At 59.6% G+C, this 16,538-nt stretch carries 14 protein-coding genes; 13 read left to right on the forward strand and 1 reads right to left on the reverse strand.

What is annotated here, in order from left to right:
• From ACQY1J_RS21860 to ACQY1J_RS21875, 4 genes are read left to right on the forward strand one after another with little or no spacing between them, the layout of a single operon-like run.
• Positions 1-915, forward strand: a complete 915-nt coding sequence (locus ACQY1J_RS21860) for an ABC transporter permease (protein ID WP_430252354.1) — start codon at positions 1-3, stop codon at positions 913-915.
• Complete coding sequence (locus ACQY1J_RS21865; RefSeq protein WP_062577318.1) at positions 908-1,756, forward strand: ABC transporter ATP-binding protein; 849 nt, start codon at positions 908-910, stop codon at positions 1,754-1,756. The genes ACQY1J_RS21860 and ACQY1J_RS21865 overlap by 8 nt, the downstream gene beginning before the upstream one ends.
• 1 nt (position 1,757) lies before the next feature.
• Positions 1,758-2,579, forward strand: a complete 822-nt coding sequence (locus ACQY1J_RS21870; protein WP_430252356.1) for an ABC transporter ATP-binding protein — start codon at positions 1,758-1,760, stop codon at positions 2,577-2,579.
• A 44-nt stretch (positions 2,580-2,623) separates the two neighbouring features.
• Complete coding sequence (locus ACQY1J_RS21875; RefSeq protein ID WP_430252358.1) at positions 2,624-4,222, forward strand: glycoside hydrolase family 43 protein; 1,599 nt, start codon at positions 2,624-2,626, stop codon at positions 4,220-4,222.
• Positions 4,223-4,404: 182 nt separating this feature from the next.
• Here the strand turns inward: ACQY1J_RS21875 and ACQY1J_RS21880 are convergent, their stop codons facing one another.
• Positions 4,405-5,109: a transcriptional regulator NanR gene (locus ACQY1J_RS21880; RefSeq protein WP_062577313.1), complete on the reverse strand. Its 705-nt coding sequence runs from the start codon at positions 5,107-5,109 to the stop codon at positions 4,405-4,407.
• 183 nt (positions 5,110-5,292) lie between these two features.
• Here ACQY1J_RS21880 and oiaX point away from each other — a divergent pair, with 183 nt between their 5' ends.
• From oiaX to apnL, 9 genes are all read left to right on the forward strand, one after another.
• Positions 5,293-6,552 carry a 3-oxo-isoapionate-4-phosphate decarboxylase OiaX gene (gene oiaX / locus ACQY1J_RS21885; RefSeq protein ID WP_430252360.1) on the forward strand — a complete coding sequence of 420 codons (1,260 nt, stop codon included), beginning with the start codon at positions 5,293-5,295 and terminating at the stop codon, positions 6,550-6,552.
• A gap of 5 nt (positions 6,553-6,557) precedes the next feature.
• On the forward strand, positions 6,558-7,895 hold the full coding sequence (locus ACQY1J_RS21890; protein ID WP_430252362.1) for a four-carbon acid sugar kinase family protein: 1,338 nt from the start codon (positions 6,558-6,560) through the stop codon (positions 7,893-7,895).
• Positions 7,896-8,034: 139 nt separating this feature from the next.
• Entirely contained in the window at positions 8,035-8,862 is an 828-nt protein-coding gene (locus tag ACQY1J_RS21895) for a phosphogluconate dehydrogenase C-terminal domain-containing protein (RefSeq protein WP_062577307.1), read from the forward strand.
• A gap of 70 nt (positions 8,863-8,932) precedes the next feature.
• Positions 8,933-9,874: a D-ribose ABC transporter substrate-binding protein gene (locus tag ACQY1J_RS21900; protein ID WP_062577305.1), complete on the forward strand. Its 942-nt coding sequence runs from the start codon at positions 8,933-8,935 to the stop codon at positions 9,872-9,874.
• Positions 9,875-9,947: 73 nt separating this feature from the next.
• On the forward strand, positions 9,948-10,598 hold the full coding sequence (locus tag ACQY1J_RS21905; protein WP_430252486.1) for a DUF2291 family protein: 651 nt from the start codon (positions 9,948-9,950) through the stop codon (positions 10,596-10,598).
• Positions 10,595-12,148: a sugar ABC transporter ATP-binding protein gene (locus ACQY1J_RS21910; protein ID WP_430252365.1), complete on the forward strand. Its 1,554-nt coding sequence runs from the start codon at positions 10,595-10,597 to the stop codon at positions 12,146-12,148. Before ACQY1J_RS21905 ends, ACQY1J_RS21910 begins: the two co-directional genes overlap by 4 nt.
• A complete protein-coding gene (locus ACQY1J_RS21915; protein ID WP_430252367.1) occupies positions 12,145-13,209 on the forward strand; it encodes an ABC transporter permease in 1,065 nt (354 codons plus the stop codon). Before ACQY1J_RS21910 ends, ACQY1J_RS21915 begins: the two co-directional genes overlap by 4 nt.
• A 2-nt stretch (positions 13,210-13,211) precedes the next feature.
• Positions 13,212-14,249 (forward strand): Gfo/Idh/MocA family protein, encoded by a 1,038-nt coding sequence (locus ACQY1J_RS21920; RefSeq protein ID WP_430252369.1) that lies wholly within the window; start codon positions 13,212-13,214, stop codon positions 14,247-14,249.
• Positions 14,250-14,251: 2 nt separating this feature from the next.
• Positions 14,252-16,120 carry a D-apionate lactonase gene (gene apnL / locus ACQY1J_RS21925; protein ID WP_430252488.1) on the forward strand — a complete coding sequence of 623 codons (1,869 nt, stop codon included), beginning with the start codon at positions 14,252-14,254 and terminating at the stop codon, positions 16,118-16,120.
• Positions 16,121-16,538 lie beyond the last annotated feature (418 nt).

Raw genomic sequence — 16,538 nt, forward strand, 5'->3', positions numbered from 1 at the left:
ATGACAAAATCAGGCACGTTCTCAGACATTCACACCTGGCTGATCAGTGAGGAATTCACTTCCACGCGCCAGGCACGCTTGCACAGCATCTATATCGCTTGGCTCAGCCTGGTCGCCAATCCGCTTGCTCTGGCAGGTTTCGTTGTCATAGTCTTCCTGGTCGTCATGGCGTCCCTGGCGCCTGTCATCCCGCTTCAGGATCCCATCGCCCAGGACTTCATGAAGGCACTGCAGTCTCCGTCTGCCGCGCACTGGTTTGGCACCGACGAATTCGGGCGCGATGTTTTCGCGCGGCTGGTTTATGGCGGTCGTACGACGCTTTACATCGCCATTCTCGTCACCATCATTGTCGGCCCGATCGGCTTCGTGATCGGTGCGACTGCTGGTTATCTCGGCGGTTGGGTCGATGTCGTTTTGATGCGCATCACCGACATCTTCCTGTCGTTCCCAAGTCTTGTCCTCGCGTTGGCATTCTCCGCAGCACTGGGACCTGGTATTGAGAATGCAGTGATCGCCATTGCATTGACGGTGTGGCCGCCGATCGCCCGTCTTACCCGCGCCGAAACACTGACAATTCGCCAAGCGGACTTCGTCGTTGCGGCAGAACTGCAGGGCGCTGGTATGGGCCGCATCCTGCTGCGTCATATCGTGCCGCTCTGCGCACCGTCGGTGATCGTACGCCTGACGCTCAACATGTCGAGCATCATCCTCACCGCCGCCGGCCTCGGCTTTCTCGGGCTCGGCGCGCAGCCACCGCTGCCAGAATGGGGCTCGATGGCTGCATCCGGCCGGCAGTACCTGCTGGATGCCTGGTGGCTAACGACTGTTCCGGGGATCGCCATCCTCGTCGTCAGCCTTGCCTTCAACCTGCTCGGTGACGGGCTGCGTGACATCATGGATCCCCGCAATGCATGAATCGAAAGACACCATCCTGACGGTCGACAACATGTCGGTCGAATTTCCATCGCTGTCAGGTGCAGTCCGAGCTGTACAGCATGTCTCTTTCACCGTTGGTCGCGAGAAGATCGGCATCATCGGAGAATCCGGATCAGGCAAGAGCACGACCGGGCGCGCCATCATGCGACTGCAGCCACCGAATGCCGCGGTCAAGGCGGATCGGATGCGATTTGAAGACATCGATCTGCTCAGCGCCACGGAAGAGGAGATGCAGTCGATACGCGGTCGACGCATCGCCATGATCCTTCAGGATCCTAAATATTCACTCAATCCGGTCATGAGCATCGGCGAGCAGATATCCGAAACGGTGATCCTGCATGAGCGAGCCTCTAAGAAGGAAGCCCGCGACCGCACTCTCACCATGCTGGAAAGAGTGCAGATACGCGATCCGCAGCGTGTGTTCGATCTCTACCCGCACGAAGTCTCTGGCGGAATGGGACAGCGCATTATGATCTCCATGATGCTGATCGCCTCCCCCTCGCTGATCATCGCGGATGAGCCGACTTCGGCGCTGGACGTCACTGTCCGCCAGCAGGTGCTTTCGATCCTTGATGAACTCGTGACGGAGAGAAACATAGGTCTGATTTTCATTTCGCATGACCTCAATCTCGTTCGCAGTTTCTGCGACAGGGTCATCATCATGTATGCGGGTCGCGTTGTGGAAACGATCGCCGCCGCGGACCTTCATCAGGCCACGCACCCTTATACGCGCGGTCTTCTCAACGCCCTGCCGAGTCTTGACCATCCCCGCGACAGGCTGGAAGTGCTTCGTCGCGACCCCGCCTGGCTGGAGAACTGATATGCCCATGATCAAGATCGATCACCTCGCCGTTTCCTATGGCAGCGGTGAAACCTTCGTACAGGTCGTCCAGGACGTTTCCTTCGAGGTCGCGAAAGGCGAGGCTTTTGGACTGGTCGGCGAGAGCGGCTGCGGGAAATCCACGGTGCTTGGTGCGCTCGCCGGGCGCAACAAGCAATGGACGGGGACCCTTCAAATCGATGGCGAAACGATCACACAGAAGCGTAGCCGTGGGCAGCTTGCCAAACAACAACTGGTTTTCCAGGATCCATTCGGTTCGATCCACCCACGACACACGATCGGTCGCACCTTGCTCGAGCCGCTGGAAATCCATGGCAAGGACCAGCGCCACGAACGCATCGAGAAAGTCCTGACTGATGTCGGCCTGCCGCTTAACTTCCGCTATCGTTATCCGCACCAGCTATCAGGAGGGCAACGTCAGCGCGTCGCGATTGCCCGCGCCTTGATCCTCGAGCCTCGGATCCTGCTTCTCGACGAGCCGACCTCCGCGCTCGACGTCTCGATCCAGGCGGAAATCCTCAACTTGCTCAAGGATCTGAGGGAGCGTGAAAACCTCACCTATATCCTGGTCAGCCACGACCTCGCAGTCGTCGCACATCTGTGCGACCGGGTTGCGGTGATGCAAAGCGGCGGTTTTGTCGAGATCGCTACAAGGCAGCAGTTGCTAGAAAATACGGTGCAGCACGCTTACACCCGCACGCTTATGGATGGCAGCCGTGGCTATGTCGCCCGACCCAGAAAGCGAGACATCGCTACCGGTTTCTCCGCTGGCCCCGTTGGCGTGACCGGCGTCACCGCCTGATTGTCACGAGCCCCGAATACAGCATGACCTAGTGGAGTGAGACCGTGATCCAGAACCCCATTCTTCCCGGCTTCCATCCGGATCCGTCCATCTGCCGAGTCGGAGACGACTATTACATCGCTGTCTCGACATTCGAATGGTATCCCGGCGTCCAGATCTTTCATTCCCGGGATTTGCGGGACTGCCGCCTTGTGAAAAGACCGCTCGACCGAGCCGAGCAGCTGGAACTCCGTGGTACACCGGATTCCTGTGGAGTCTGGGCGCCGTGCCTGACCCACGCCGAAGGCCGTTTCTGGTTGATCTACACAGACGTCAAGCGCAAGAGAGGCTCGTTCAAGGACTGCCATAACTATTTGGTGACGTCGGATACCATCGACGGTCCATGGTCTGCCCCCACCTATCTGAATTCCTCCGGCTTCGACCCCTCACTGTTCCATGACGACGATGGCCGCAAATGGCTGTTGAACCTGACCTGGGATTACCGGGCGCGCCCGTCGAGGTTCGGCGGCATCGTCCTGCAGGAATACAACCATGACCAGGTTGGGCTGATCGGTCCGATCACCAATATATTCGCCGGCTCGCCACATGGCCTTGCCGAAGGCCCACACTTGTACCGGCGCGACGGGTGGTACCATCTTCTGGTCGCCGAAGGCGGCACCGGTATGCGGCATGCCGTGACGATGGCGCGCTCGACGGACATTTTCGGTCCTTATGTGCTTCACCCGGCCACCCATGTCGTCACCAGCCGGTTTCATCCGGACGCCAACCTCCAGCGGGCGGGTCACGGCGATCTGGTGGAAACACCGGACGGCGAAATTTATCTCGTTCATCTTTGCAGCCGCCGGCTTCCCGGTATCGGCCGTTCGGTGCTGGGGCGGGAGACCGCGATACAGAAATGCGCATGGGGTGACGATGGCTGGTTGCGGCTACAAGGCGAGCCCTTCGTTCCGCAGGAAACAGTTTCGATGCCCGGCGGCGCGCAGCAAATTTCGTTGTCCGAGACGGAACGTTACACGTTCGATCCACAGACCGGCCTTGCTGACCCGTTCCAGTGGTTGCGAACCCCTAATCCTGACAGGCTGTTTTCTCTTGCGGCGCGACCGGGCCATCTACGGCTGATCGGGCGGGAATCCGTCGGGTCTTGGTATGAGCAGTCGCTTGTTGCGCGGCGACAAACGCATTTCGATTACGATGCCGAAACTGAAGTTGATGCCGATCCGGAAAGCTACCACCAGATGGCAGGGCTGATCACCTACTACAATAGTTTCGCCTACTACTACCTTTGCCTGACCCATGACGAAAAAGTGGGGCGGTCGCTTCAGCTCCTTTATTGCGATGGCGCGTGGCCCGAAGGCAAAACGACGCTCGCTCTGGAGGACGCTGTTGCCGTGCCCCCCGGGCCTGTGAAAATGAGGATCGAAGTCAGGGGAGCCGTTGCACGGTTCCTTTACTGGGAAGATGATGCTTGGCTGCGGATTGGACCAGTGCTCGATCATTCCGCGCTCTCCGACGAAAGCGGCGAAGGGGAACACGCCAATTTCACCGGTGCGTTTGTTGGAATGTCGGCTAATGACACCAGCGGACAAGCTATGTGCGCAGATTTCTCATATTTCACATATTCGTCTGGCTGTTATACGCTTTGAACGAGACGAACCGCTACCTCGCAGGTGACTGGCTAAACCTTCGTTGCAGAAGACGCCGCGTACTCGTACGCCGGACCCCTTCGCACGGACCTACGGATCGAATAGTCTACTGATGGAAATAGTGATTTTGCTTACGATACCCGTCGACCTGCTGTCAGAACACCCGTCCCTCTATGGCCTTGCTACCGTGTGTACAAAGCCCTAGACCGTTCGAGGTGCTTGAGGACCGCCGCATCGGCACCGTCGACATCCTTTGCGGCCAGTCGGTCGAGGATCTCCTCATGCTCGACGAGCGTGAATTTCTCCTTGCCGGTCCAGATGAGCATGTCCGTGTAATAGGTCTTCAGCCATGCCAGCATTGCTTCGCTGACGGCAACGAAGATCGGGTTTCCGGTGATCTGAGCAATGCGCGTGTGAAACTGCATATCCGCCGCAATGAACTCCTCCGCGTTTCCGAGGGATCGGCGTTGATGTTGGATGATGTCGCGCAGATCATTTATGTCCTGCGGCCCGATTCGCGCGGCGGCCTCGCGTGCCATGCCGCGCTCGAAGAATATCCGGGTGCTCTTCAGATACTCGAGACTGTCGGATGATCGCTGCAGCATGATCTTGGCAGTGAGGTCGACCTGTCTGAAGATCGATCTGGCGGTCAGTTGCAACACCTTGGCGCGTTCGCCGTGCGAAATGCTAACGAGGCCCATATTAGCAAGCGACTGCATCGCCTCGCGGATTGCTGGGCGTCCCACGCCGAACCGCTCCATTAGCACCCGCTCTGACGGCATTTCGTCACCCGGGTTCAGTTCTCCAAGAGTGATCATTCGTTCCAGTCTGTCGAAAACTTCGTCCGAAAGCTTCCGACGAACAATCTGTTCTTCTGGTTGGTTCATGGCGTCACGCTGGCTCACAACTTTGTTCCTCGTGCCGTTTTAGACAATTTCAACAAGTCCTGCCCGCTGGAAATCAAAGCTCGACACCGAAATTCCTCTTTCCTGCGAATGGAATACTCATTATACCACTTTCGCAGTTGGCGCCAAGCCCTGAGTGGCTGGCGAGAGGAGCAACCGAGTTCAATGACGATCACACTGACATACCGTATCGAGACCCCCGGCAGTCCCGAAGCCATGGCCTCCAAGATCGCCAGCGATCAGTCGACGGGCACCTTCGTACCCTTACCGGGCGAGACGGAGGAGTTGAAGTCAAGGGTCGCTGCCCGCGTCGTCGCGGTCCGCCCGTTGGAAAACGCCGAGACGCCGACCTGGCCGGAGGTCGGAAAAACCCATCCCCCGCTGTCTCGCGCTGATGTGGACATCGAGTTTCCGCTCGATGCGATCGGAACCGATCTTTCGGCGCTGATGACGATTGCGATTGGCGGGGTCTACTCGATCAAGGGCATGACCGGGATCCGCGTCATCGACATGAAGTTGCCTGCGGCTTTCGGTGAAGCGCATCCCGGCCCGCAATTTGGCATTGCCGGCAGCCGTCGCCTTACGGGCGTCCGGGGTCGCCCGATCATCGGAACCATCGTCAAGCCTGCGCTCGGTCTGAGGCCGCACGAAACCGCTGAATTGGTCGACGAACTGGTACAATCCGGCGTCGATTTCATCAAGGACGACGAGAAGCTGATGAGCCCGGCTTATTCATCGCTCGAGCAGCGCGTTGCCGCCATTATGCCCCTGATCCTCGACCACGAGCAGAAAACCGGCACGAAAGTCATGTACGCATTCGGCATCTCGCATGCCGACCCCGACCAGATGATGCGCAATCACGATCTGGTTCTGAAGGCAGGCGGCAACTGCGCGGTCGTCAACATCAACTCGATCGGGCTCGGCGGCATAACGTTTCTGCGCAAGCGATCAGAACTTGTCCTCCACGCGCATCGCAACGGATGGGACATTTTGACACGCGACCCGGGCGCCGGGATGGATTTCAAGGTCTGGCAGCAGTTCTGGCGTCTGATCGGCGTCGACCAGTTCCAGATCAACGGGATCCGCGTCAAATACTGGGAACCGGACGAAAGTTTCGTTGCGTCGTTCGAGGCGCTGAGCACGCCGCTCTTCGACGCCTCCGATTGCCCGCTTCCCGTGGCCGGCTCCGGACAATGGGGCGGGCAGGCAGCCGACACCTATAACCGGACCGGCCGCACCACGGATCTGCTTTATCTCTGCGGCGGCGGTATCGTCAGCCATCCGGGGGGACCTGCCGCAGGTGTCCGGGCGGTACAGCAGGCGTGGCAGGCAGCGGTGTCCAATGTACCGATCGAGATCTATGCCGCAGACCATCCCGAACTTGCCGCTTCGATTGCCAAGTTCTCCGACGGTAAGGGGGCTTGAAGCTCATGTCCCGGCTTCTCCTCAGCTTTTACGGCGACGATTTTACCGGCTCCACCGACGTCATGGAGGCGCTCGCATCGAACGGGATCGCAACCGTGCTGTTCCTGGGCAGGCCCGACGGTGACATGTTGGAGCGGTTTAAGGATTGCCGGGCGCTCGGCATTGCCGGCTCCAGCCGAAGCGAGACGCCGGAATGGATGGAAGCGCATCTTACGCCGGCACTCGCTTGGCTGCAGAACCAACACGCCGAGATCTGCCACTACAAGGTCTGCTCGACCTTCGATTCAAGCCCGACAATTGGCAATATCGGCAAGGCGATAGAGATCGGCAAACGCCTGTTCAACCAGCCCTGTGTTCCGGTCGTGGTCGGCGCCCCCCAGCTCAAACGTTACACCGCCTTCGGGCACCTGTTTGCCGCCTATCAGGGCAAGGTCTACCGGATCGACCGCCATCCCGTGATGAGCCGGCATCCGGTCACGCCGATGGATGAGGCAGACCTTACCTTGCATCTCGGCAAGCAAACCAGCCTTCCGATCCGTCTCGCCGACCTCGCAACACTGACAGCCGCCGGGTCGGATGCGCTTGTCGATGCACAAAGATATGAAGCACCGAGCATCTGCATTCTGGATGTCGAAGGCGACGCAACACAGCTTGCGGCCGGCCGGCAATTGCTGCGGCAGAAAGCGGCGACCGACGGGCTTTTCGTCGCAGGCTCGTCCGGTGTCGAATACGCGGTGATTAACGCATGGAGAAACGAAGGCGTGATCGGCGAAAAGACCGAGTTCCCCTCGCCCGGCCCGGTCGACAGAATTGCGGTCGTATCGGGAAGCGTGTCGCCGACCACCGAGAGGCAGATCCGGACCGCTGCGTCGGAAGGTTTCGATACCGTGGGAGTCGATCCGCTCGCCCTGCTGGGCGAAGAAGGTGACCGTGTCGTTGAATCAGCAGTCGCGCGCGGGATCAGCAGCTTGAGCGCTGGCAGAAGCGTCGTGCTGAATACCGCGCTTGGTCCCTCTGCTGATCGCGGCGGGGAGATCGATCGCGTTCCTGGCGCCCGCCACTGCCTCGGCAGAAGCCTTGGCGTCATCCTCCGCCGGCTGGTCGAACAAGAGGGCCTAAAGCGCGCTGTGATCGCCGGCGGAGATACGTCGAGCCATGCGCTCCTAGAGTTGCGCATCGAAGCGCTGACAACACTCCTGCCCCTTCCCCAAACCCCGGGCTCCCCCCTTTGCACCGCACACGGCAACTACCGCCCAACAAACGGCCTGCAGATCGCGCTCAAGGGCGGCCAAGTCGGGACGGATAGCTACTTTGCACAGATCCGGGATGGGAGAAGCAGCTAGTAATGGCGCCTGGATCAATGCTGATTGACATATGACGAGCCAGAGATGACAGCGCCGCCTCACAGAAACATCATAACATACTCATTGACTCATCATACCAGTTAGCGTAAACCACCTAAAACTAAGGTGGTGAGGAAACATGACTGCAATTGCTCTGTTCGGCGCGGGCGGGAAGATGGGATACCGGCTCGCTAAAAACCTCAAAGGTTCACGTTACGACGTTCGCCACGTGGAAGTGAGCGATGCCGGAAAGGCTAAGCTAGAAAACGAGCTCGGCTTGTCCTGCGTGCCGGCTGACCGCGCGCTTGATGGCGCCGATGTCGTGATCCTGGCAGTGCCAGACACCGCAATCGGCAAGGTTGCAGCATCGATTTCCGATAAGTTAAAGCCCGACACTATGGTAGTGGCGCTCGATGCGGCAGCGCCTTTCGCCGGTCACTTGCCCAAGCGCGACGACCTGATCTATTTCGTCACGCATCCCTGCCACCCGCCGATCTTCAACGACGAGACGGACATGCGAGCGAAAAAGGATCATTTCGGCGGCGTCTTTGCCAAGCAGCACATAGTCTCGGCGCTGATGCAGGGGCCTGATAGTGCCTATGAAGTGGGTGAAGAGATAGCCAAGCTGATTTGGGCGCCGGTCATGCGCTCGCACAGGGTAACTGTCGAGCAGATGGCGATGCTGGAGCCAGGTCTTTCCGAAACGGTCTGCGCCTCGCTTCTGGTCGTCATGCGCCAGGCGATGGACGAATGTGTCGCAAGGGGTGTTCCCGAGGAAGCCGCTCGCGACTTCCTGCTCGGCCACATGAACGTCCTGGGCGCCGTGATCTTCAAGGAGGTTGATGGAGTGTTCTCTGACGCCTGCAACAAGGCGATCGAGTTCGGCATCCCGGCGCTGATGCGCGACGATTGGAAACGGGTGTTCGAGCCTAAGGAAATCGCCGACAGCATTCAGCGTATTACTTGATCCGCCGAGGGCTTTGCCCTTCAACTAGCAGCCCCGAGGGAGACGGGGCTTTTTTAACCGGGAGGAAACCATGAAATTGACACGTAGACTGACTGTGACCGTTTTTGCAGGCTTGCTGACCATGGGCGCAGCGATGCCTGCCTTTTCAGCGGATCTGATCGCCATCATCACACCGGCACATGACAATCCGTTCTTCAAGGCCGAGGCCGTCGGTGCCGAAGCCAAGGCGAAGGAGCTTGGATACGAAGCTTTAGTCATGACCCACGACGACGACGCCAACAAGCAGTCGCAGATGATCGACACGGCGATCGGCCGCGGCGCCAAGGCCATCATTCTCGACAATGCCGGTGCCGATGCAACTGTGGCTGCTCTCAAGAAAGCCAAGGACGCGGGCATTCCGTCGTTCCTGATCGACCGCGAGATCAATGCCACCGGCGTCGCCGTTGCGCAGATCGTCTCCAACAACTACCAGGGCGCCCAGCTCGGTGCCCAGGAATTCGTCAAGCTGATGGGCGAAAAGGGCAATTATGTCGAACTGGTCGGCAAGGAATCCGACACCAATGCCGGCATCCGCTCGCAGGGCTATAACGACGTCATCGGCGACTATCCGGAGCTGAAGAACGTCGCCAAGCAGTCCGCCAACTGGAGCCAGACGGAAGCCTATGCGAAGATGGAGACCATCCTGCAGGCCAACCCTGATATCAAGGGCGTGATCTCCGGCAACGACACCATGGCGATGGGCGCCATCGCCGCGCTGCAGGCCGCCGGCCGCAAGGACGTGATCGTCGTCGGCTTTGACGGTTCGAACGATGTGCGTGACTCGATCAAGGCGGGCGGCATCAAGGCCACCGTTCTGCAGCCTGCCTATGCTCAGGCCCAGATGGCTGTCGAGCAGGCCGATGCCTACATCAAGAACAAGACTGCGCCGAAGGAAGAAAAGCAGCTGATGGACTGCGTGCTCATCAATGCCGACAACGCCTCCAAGCTCGAGACCTTTGCACTGAGCAAATAACCCGGGTTCCAGAACCGGAGAGCGCGCACCCCGCGGGCTCTCCGAATTCTTCCAGCGAAGTGGAGTGCATTCGATGCTGAGGATGAGAGGCGTTGTGATCGTCGCCGTGCTCGCGGCAACGCTGCCTGCGTGCAAGATTATAAAAACGCCGACCGCCGAAGAAAAGGCCGCAGAGGCGGCGAAAACCGCATTCGATCCGGCAGCCAAGGTGGACGCAGTCTGGCAATCACAGGCAGTTACGTTTCTGCAGGGCCGTGCAGCTGAAATCCGTGAGGTCACCGACCTTGCAGCATCACGACCGGACGAAGCCGGCCAGAAGTACGGCAACCCGCGCAAGCAGGCGAGCGCCCCCTGGACCTATGCCGTCAAGTTTACCGGCAAGGTGGTTGCCGCCGACACCCAGTCACGCGCCGCTACCCTCGACGTCGACACCGATGGCGATGGCAAGGCGAACGCCAAGGTTCAGATCGGTCCTGCCATCCGGGGAACGGCGCTGCGCGACGCCCTGGAGTTCGTCAATTTCAATGAATTTAAGAACCAGATCGAATGGGCGCAATTCGGCAAGGCATTCAACGAGAAGATCGCCACCGATTTCCTAGCAAAAGTTCCGCGCGACGGTCTGACGGGCCGGAACATCTCCGTCGTGGGCGCTTTTCCCCTGCCCGCATCAGGACAGTTGCCGCTGATTACGCCGTCCGCGCTGAACCTGGGTCAACCCGAATGACGGCGACCGGCATCGAACACAACCCGGAGGTGATCCTGCGCCTCGACGATGTATCAAAGGTCTATTCCGGCATCGTCGCCGTCAAGCGCGCAAATCTCGAACTGCGGCGCGGCGCGGTCAATGTTCTGGTCGGCGAAAACGGAGCCGGCAAATCGACATTGATGAAGATCATCGCCGGCGTCGAGCGCCCGACGCTGGGCCGTATCATCCTTGACGGCGAGCCGGTGTTCTTCAGCAGTCCCGCCGAAGCCCAGGCCCACGGCATCGGCATGATATTCCAGGAACTCAATCTGTTTTCCAATATGAGCGTTGCCGAGAATATCTTTGCGACGCGCGAAATTACCCGCGGTCTGCGTGGCATCGACCACGCGGAGCAGGTCGCGAAAGCCAACGGCTTTCTCAAGCGGCTCGATGCCGGCATCAGTGCAGAGACCATGGTCGAGGATCTGCCGATCGGTCAGCAGCAACTGGTCGAGATCGCCAAGGCGATGTCCCTCAACGCCCGCATCCTGATCATGGACGAACCGACGTCGGCGCTCTCGGCGGCCGAAGTCGAGATCCTGTTCAAGGTCATCAACGAACTGAAGGCACAGGGCGTTGCCATCGTCTACATCTCGCACCGGCTGGAAGAACTGATGCGGATCGGCGACTACATCACCGTCCTGCGCGACGGCCAGATCACCGGCCAGGCGATGGTCAAGGACATCGACACGAAATGGATCGTGCGTTCAATGATCGGCTCGGACGCGAAGGATTTTGCCCGCGCGGTCGATCCCACCATCGGCGATGAGGCATTCCGGGCCGAAGGCATCAGCCTCGCGCGCCGCACCGGCGGGCTTGCGGTCGATGATGTGACGCTGTCGGTCCGTGCGGGCGAGATACTCGGTATCTACGGACTGATGGGCGCCGGCCGCAGCGAATTTTTCGAATGCGTGATGGGCCGGCATCGGCACGCCACCGGCAAGATCTTTATCAACGGCCGGGAGGTCCGCGAACGCGACACGACGCGGCGTATAAGGCGCGGACTTGCGCTTATCCCGGAAGACCGCCAGCGAGAAGGCCTGGTGCCGGTCTTGTCCATTGCCAGCAACCTTACGCTGGCCAGCCTTCGACGGTTCGTCCGGGTATTTCACGTCGTTGAAAGCGCAGAAAAACGGGCGATCAAGGCGATCATTCAGGATCTGTCAATCAAGGCGCCAAATCCTGACTTCGAAGTCACCTCAATGTCGGGCGGCAACCAGCAGAAAGTGGTGATCGGCAAGGCATTGATGACGTATCCAAAAGTGCTGCTGATGGACGAACCGAGCCGGGGTATCGATGTCGGCGCCAAAGCCGACGTATTTCGAACCATGCGCCGACTGGCCGGCAGCGGCCTTGCGATCCTGTTTTCGACCTCGGATCTCGAGGAGGTCATGGCGCTTTCCGACCGGATCGCGGTGCTGAGCAACGGTAAGCTTGTTGCCGTTTTCGACCGCCATGGGGTCACGGAAGAAGCCATCGTCGCGGCTTCGGCCAAGGGGCATACACAAAAAAGGGACCACGCGTCATGACTGCAGACACCTCCACCGCAATCCCCGCGACGCGATCGAATGGTTCCTGGCTCCTGACCCTGATGAAGCTGAGAACATTCATTGCGCTTTTTACAGTGATCATCTTCTTCTCGATTTTCGCACCGAACTTCACCTCGACGGCCAACATGATCCTGATGTCGAAGCACGTCGCGCTCAACGCCTTCCTGGCGATGGGTATGACGTTCGTGATCATCACCGGCGGCATCGACCTGTCGGTCGGGTCGATCGTGGGCTTGTGCGGCATGGTCGCCGGCGCCCTGATACTCAACGGCGTCGTCCTGCCGATCGGCTACACGATCTACTTCAACATCTACGAGATCGTTATCATCACGGTGCTGGTCGGCCTGTTCATCGGCCTGATCAACGGGTTGCTGATCACCAAGCTCAATGTCGCCCCTTTCATCGCGACCCTCGGAACGCTTTACATCGCTCGCGGCATGGCGCTGCTTTCCTCCGACGGCCAGACATTTCCGAACCTCGTCGGTCGCCCGGAGTTTGCAACGACCGGTTTTGAGTTTTTGGGCGCCGGCCGAATTCTTGGCTTGCCGGTATCGATCTGGATGCTCGTCGTTCTGGCCCTGATTGCCGCATACATCGCGCGTTCGACACCGATCGGGCGGCACATCTTCGCGGTCGGCGGCAACGAGCGCGCGGCCCGCATGTCGGGCATCCGCGTCGATGTGGTCAAAATCTTCGTCTACATGTTCTCTGGCCTCTGCGCAGCCATCGTCGGTCTGATCATCTCTTCGGAGCTGATGGCAGCACATCCGGCTACCGGCGAAAGTTTCGAGCTGAATGCGATCGCGGCTGCGGTTCTGGGCGGCACATCGATGTCCGGCGGTCGCGGCACGATCGGCGGCACCATCATCGGCGCTTTCGTCATCGGCATCCTTTCCGACGGGTTGGTGATGATGGGCGTTTCGTCGTTCTGGCAGATGGTGATCAAGGGTCTTGTGATCATCATCGCCGTCATTGTCGACCAGGCGCAGCGTCGCCTCCAGCAGCGCGTCACACTGATGCAGATGGCAAAGGCAGGTTGAGCATGACGGATCAGCTACGTGGCGCCCTGATCGGCTGCGGCTTCTTCGCAGTCAACCAGATGCATGCCTGGCGGGACGTGACCGGTGCCGATATCGTGGCGATCTGCGACCGCGATCCGGCCCGCCTGGAAATCGTGGGCGACCAGTTCGGCATCGAGCACCGCTACAGCGATGCGGCCGCGCTGTTTGCTGATGGCGGCTTCGATTTCGTCGACATCGCCACGACGGTGCAGAGCCACCGGGTTCTGGTCGAGATGGCCGCTGCGCACGGGATACCCGCCATCTGCCAGAAACCGTTCGCAAAAACTCTCGCCGACGCCAAGGCCATGGTCGAAATTTGCAAGCAGGCCGGTACTCCCCTGATGGTGCACGAAAACTTTCGCTGGCAGACGCCGATCCAGGCTGTGCGCCGGGTGCTTGATTCAGGGACGATCGGCGAGCCCTTCTGGGGCCGGTTTTCATTCCGATCCGGCTACGACGTGTTCTCCGGGCAGCCATATCTGGCTGAAGGGAAACGTTTCATTATCGAGGATCTCGGCATCCACACGCTCGACATCGCCCGCTACATTCTTGGCGATGTCGGCGCTCTTTCGGCGCGCACCCGCCGCGTCAATCCGGCGATCAGGGGCGAGGATGTGGCAACGATCCTGCTGGACCATGAAAACGGCGCCACATCGATCGTCGATGTCAGTTATGCCAGCAAACTCTCGACCGAGCCTTTCCCGGAAACGCTGATCGAACTCGACGGTACCCACGGCAGCCTACGGCTTTCGCAAGGTTATCGAATGGAGGTCACAAGCCCCGGCGGCACCGAAATCTCGGACGTATCTCCGAGCCTTTTACCCTGGGCATCCCGGCCTTGGCACAACATCCAGGAAAGCGTGTTTGCCATCCAGCAGCACTGGACGGATCGGCTCAAGGCCGGCACCGAAACGTCCACGTCGGGCGCCGATAACCTGAAGACCTTCGCCTTGGTGGAAGCCGCCTATGCCAGCGCGGCGAGCGGCCAAACTCTGAACATCGAGGCGCTCCTGCGATGAGTATCGCGCCGGATCATTTCGCGCTTTACGGCACCCATGCCCGTGAGACGCCGCCGGTCCGGCTGACTGCCGGTAAGCTTTCCGTGGATCTCTCAAACGGCAATCTGCGCAGCATCACGTATGACGGCGTGGAGGTGCTTCGCGCCATTTCCTACCTTGTGCGGGATCGCGACTGGGGAACGTACAACCCGGACCTGACGGATCTCGACATCCTGCCGCGGGATGGTGTCTTCACGGTCGCGTACTCCGCTTGCTACGCGGGTCCGGCCGGAACCGAACTGACGGTTCGTGTGTCGATTTCGGGAGACGCTTCAGGCAGTTTGACATTTTCTGCCGATGCATTGTCATCGACCGGTTTCGAGACCAATCGCTGCGGATTTTGCATCCTGCATCCGATCGTGGGTCTGGCAGGATCGCCGGTGACCGTTGCGTATGTCGACGGCCGGTCCGAAGAAACCTGCCTGCCTGATCTGATAGAACCCTGGCAACCCTTCCAGAACATGCGGGCAATCACCCATACGGTCCTGCCCGGCGTCGTGGCCGAATGCAGGATGGATGGTGACACGTTCGAGATGGAGGATCAGCGCAACTGGTCGGATGCGTCCTACAAGACCTATGTTCGCCCCCTGGCGCTGCCTTGGCCTTACACAATCGAGCCATCGCAAACAGTGGCGCAGGCGGTAACGCTCACCGTCAGAGACCATCGCCCTTCCGCATCTGCGCCAGTGAAGAAGTCTTCGGCTGCCAGCGTCGTCATCACCCACGGATCGAAGACAGGCACATTCCCGAAAATCGGCCTGATCATCACCTCCGAAGAGGCAAAATCCACACTGCGGCAGGCGGCCCTTCTGGCACAGGTCGCACCCCAGGAACTGCTCTTTCATTTCGATCCGCTAGCGGGACACAACGCGGACTGCTTTATCGATTTTGCCGCCATTTCCAGGCTGCATACCGGCACGATCACACTTGAAATCGCACTCGCCTGCCAGCGTCCTCTCGCAGACGAAACTGTCGAGATCGCCGAACGGATGCAGTCAGCCGGGTTTCGGCCCGACGCGATCGTCATCTCGCCCGCCGTGGATCGGCAATCGACGCCACCCGGCAGCACCTGGCCGGAATGCCCGCCCCTGGGAGATGTTTATGCGGCGGCGCGCAATGCTTTTCCGGGCATCAGGCTTGGGGGCGGAATGCTGAGCTACTTTACCGAACTGAACCGCAAGCGCGTGCCGGCCGACAATCTCGACTTCATCAGCCACTGCACCAACCCCATCGTCCATGCGGCCGATGATCTGAGCGTAATGCAGACCCTGGAAGCCCTGCCTTTCATCACACGATCCGTGCGCGAGATCTACGGCGACAAGCCCTACCGTATCGGCCCTTCGACGATACCCATGCGCCAAAACCCCTACGGTAGCCGGACGATGGACAATCCGGGCGACAGACGCATCGCCATGGCCAGTACGGATCCCCGTCACAACGGATTTTTTGCGGCGGCGTTTGCCATGGCCTATGCGAGCGGGACCCTCGATGCCGGGCTGGAATGCTTGACCCTCTCGGCGTTGACGGGACCTCTCGGGCTGGTCGCAGGCAGGAACGAGCCGTCACCGGAAGGTGAAGCACGTCCGCTATTGCGCATCGTACACGCGCTTGCCGGATTGGCCGGTCGAACCTGGAAGCAATGCATCTCGTCCGACCCGACGCGCCTTCTATGCTTTGAAGCGCAGGATAGCGAAACGTCGTCAATCTGGTTGATCAACATTACCGCGGAACCGGTAACCGTAGATCTGACGGAATGGGCTGGCAGCGATCACTGTCGGGCAGGAGTGCTGATCCTTGCACCCTTCTCGACCGAGCAGATCGCAAGGGTTTGATTGCAGACAGAATTCAGCATCGTTTCCATAGTTTCGCTGTCAGCGGAGCAGCGGCTAAGGAAGCGTCGGAAAAGTTGGTCTGAGATATAGGATAGGTGGCGTGCGTCTTGAAGGGATCCGAACCGCCGACCCCCAATCTCGTGGGCTATCGCACCGGGTTCCTCATCAAAACTTCGGCTTTAAATTTTACGCGCGGTTTTAGAAGGTTGTCCATTCGGAGCGGATCTATGGGACTGTCGACGGTCCAAGGGCTTTCTGCGCGAGGAGCTGCGTCTCTGCTTCGACCCGAGGAAACTTCCCGACTGCATGGACCATGGACCGTCTGGTCGATGCCAAGCTGAGCTAGCGCCGATCGACCGACTCCGACCAGCCGATCGCTTTCAAGGAGGCGGAGGATGAGAGCATCGCCGGCTGGATA

The organism is Neorhizobium sp. DAR64860/K0K1 (genome assembly GCF_050500205.1).
GTDB classification, from domain to species: domain Bacteria; phylum Pseudomonadota; class Alphaproteobacteria; order Rhizobiales; family Rhizobiaceae; genus Neorhizobium; species Neorhizobium soli.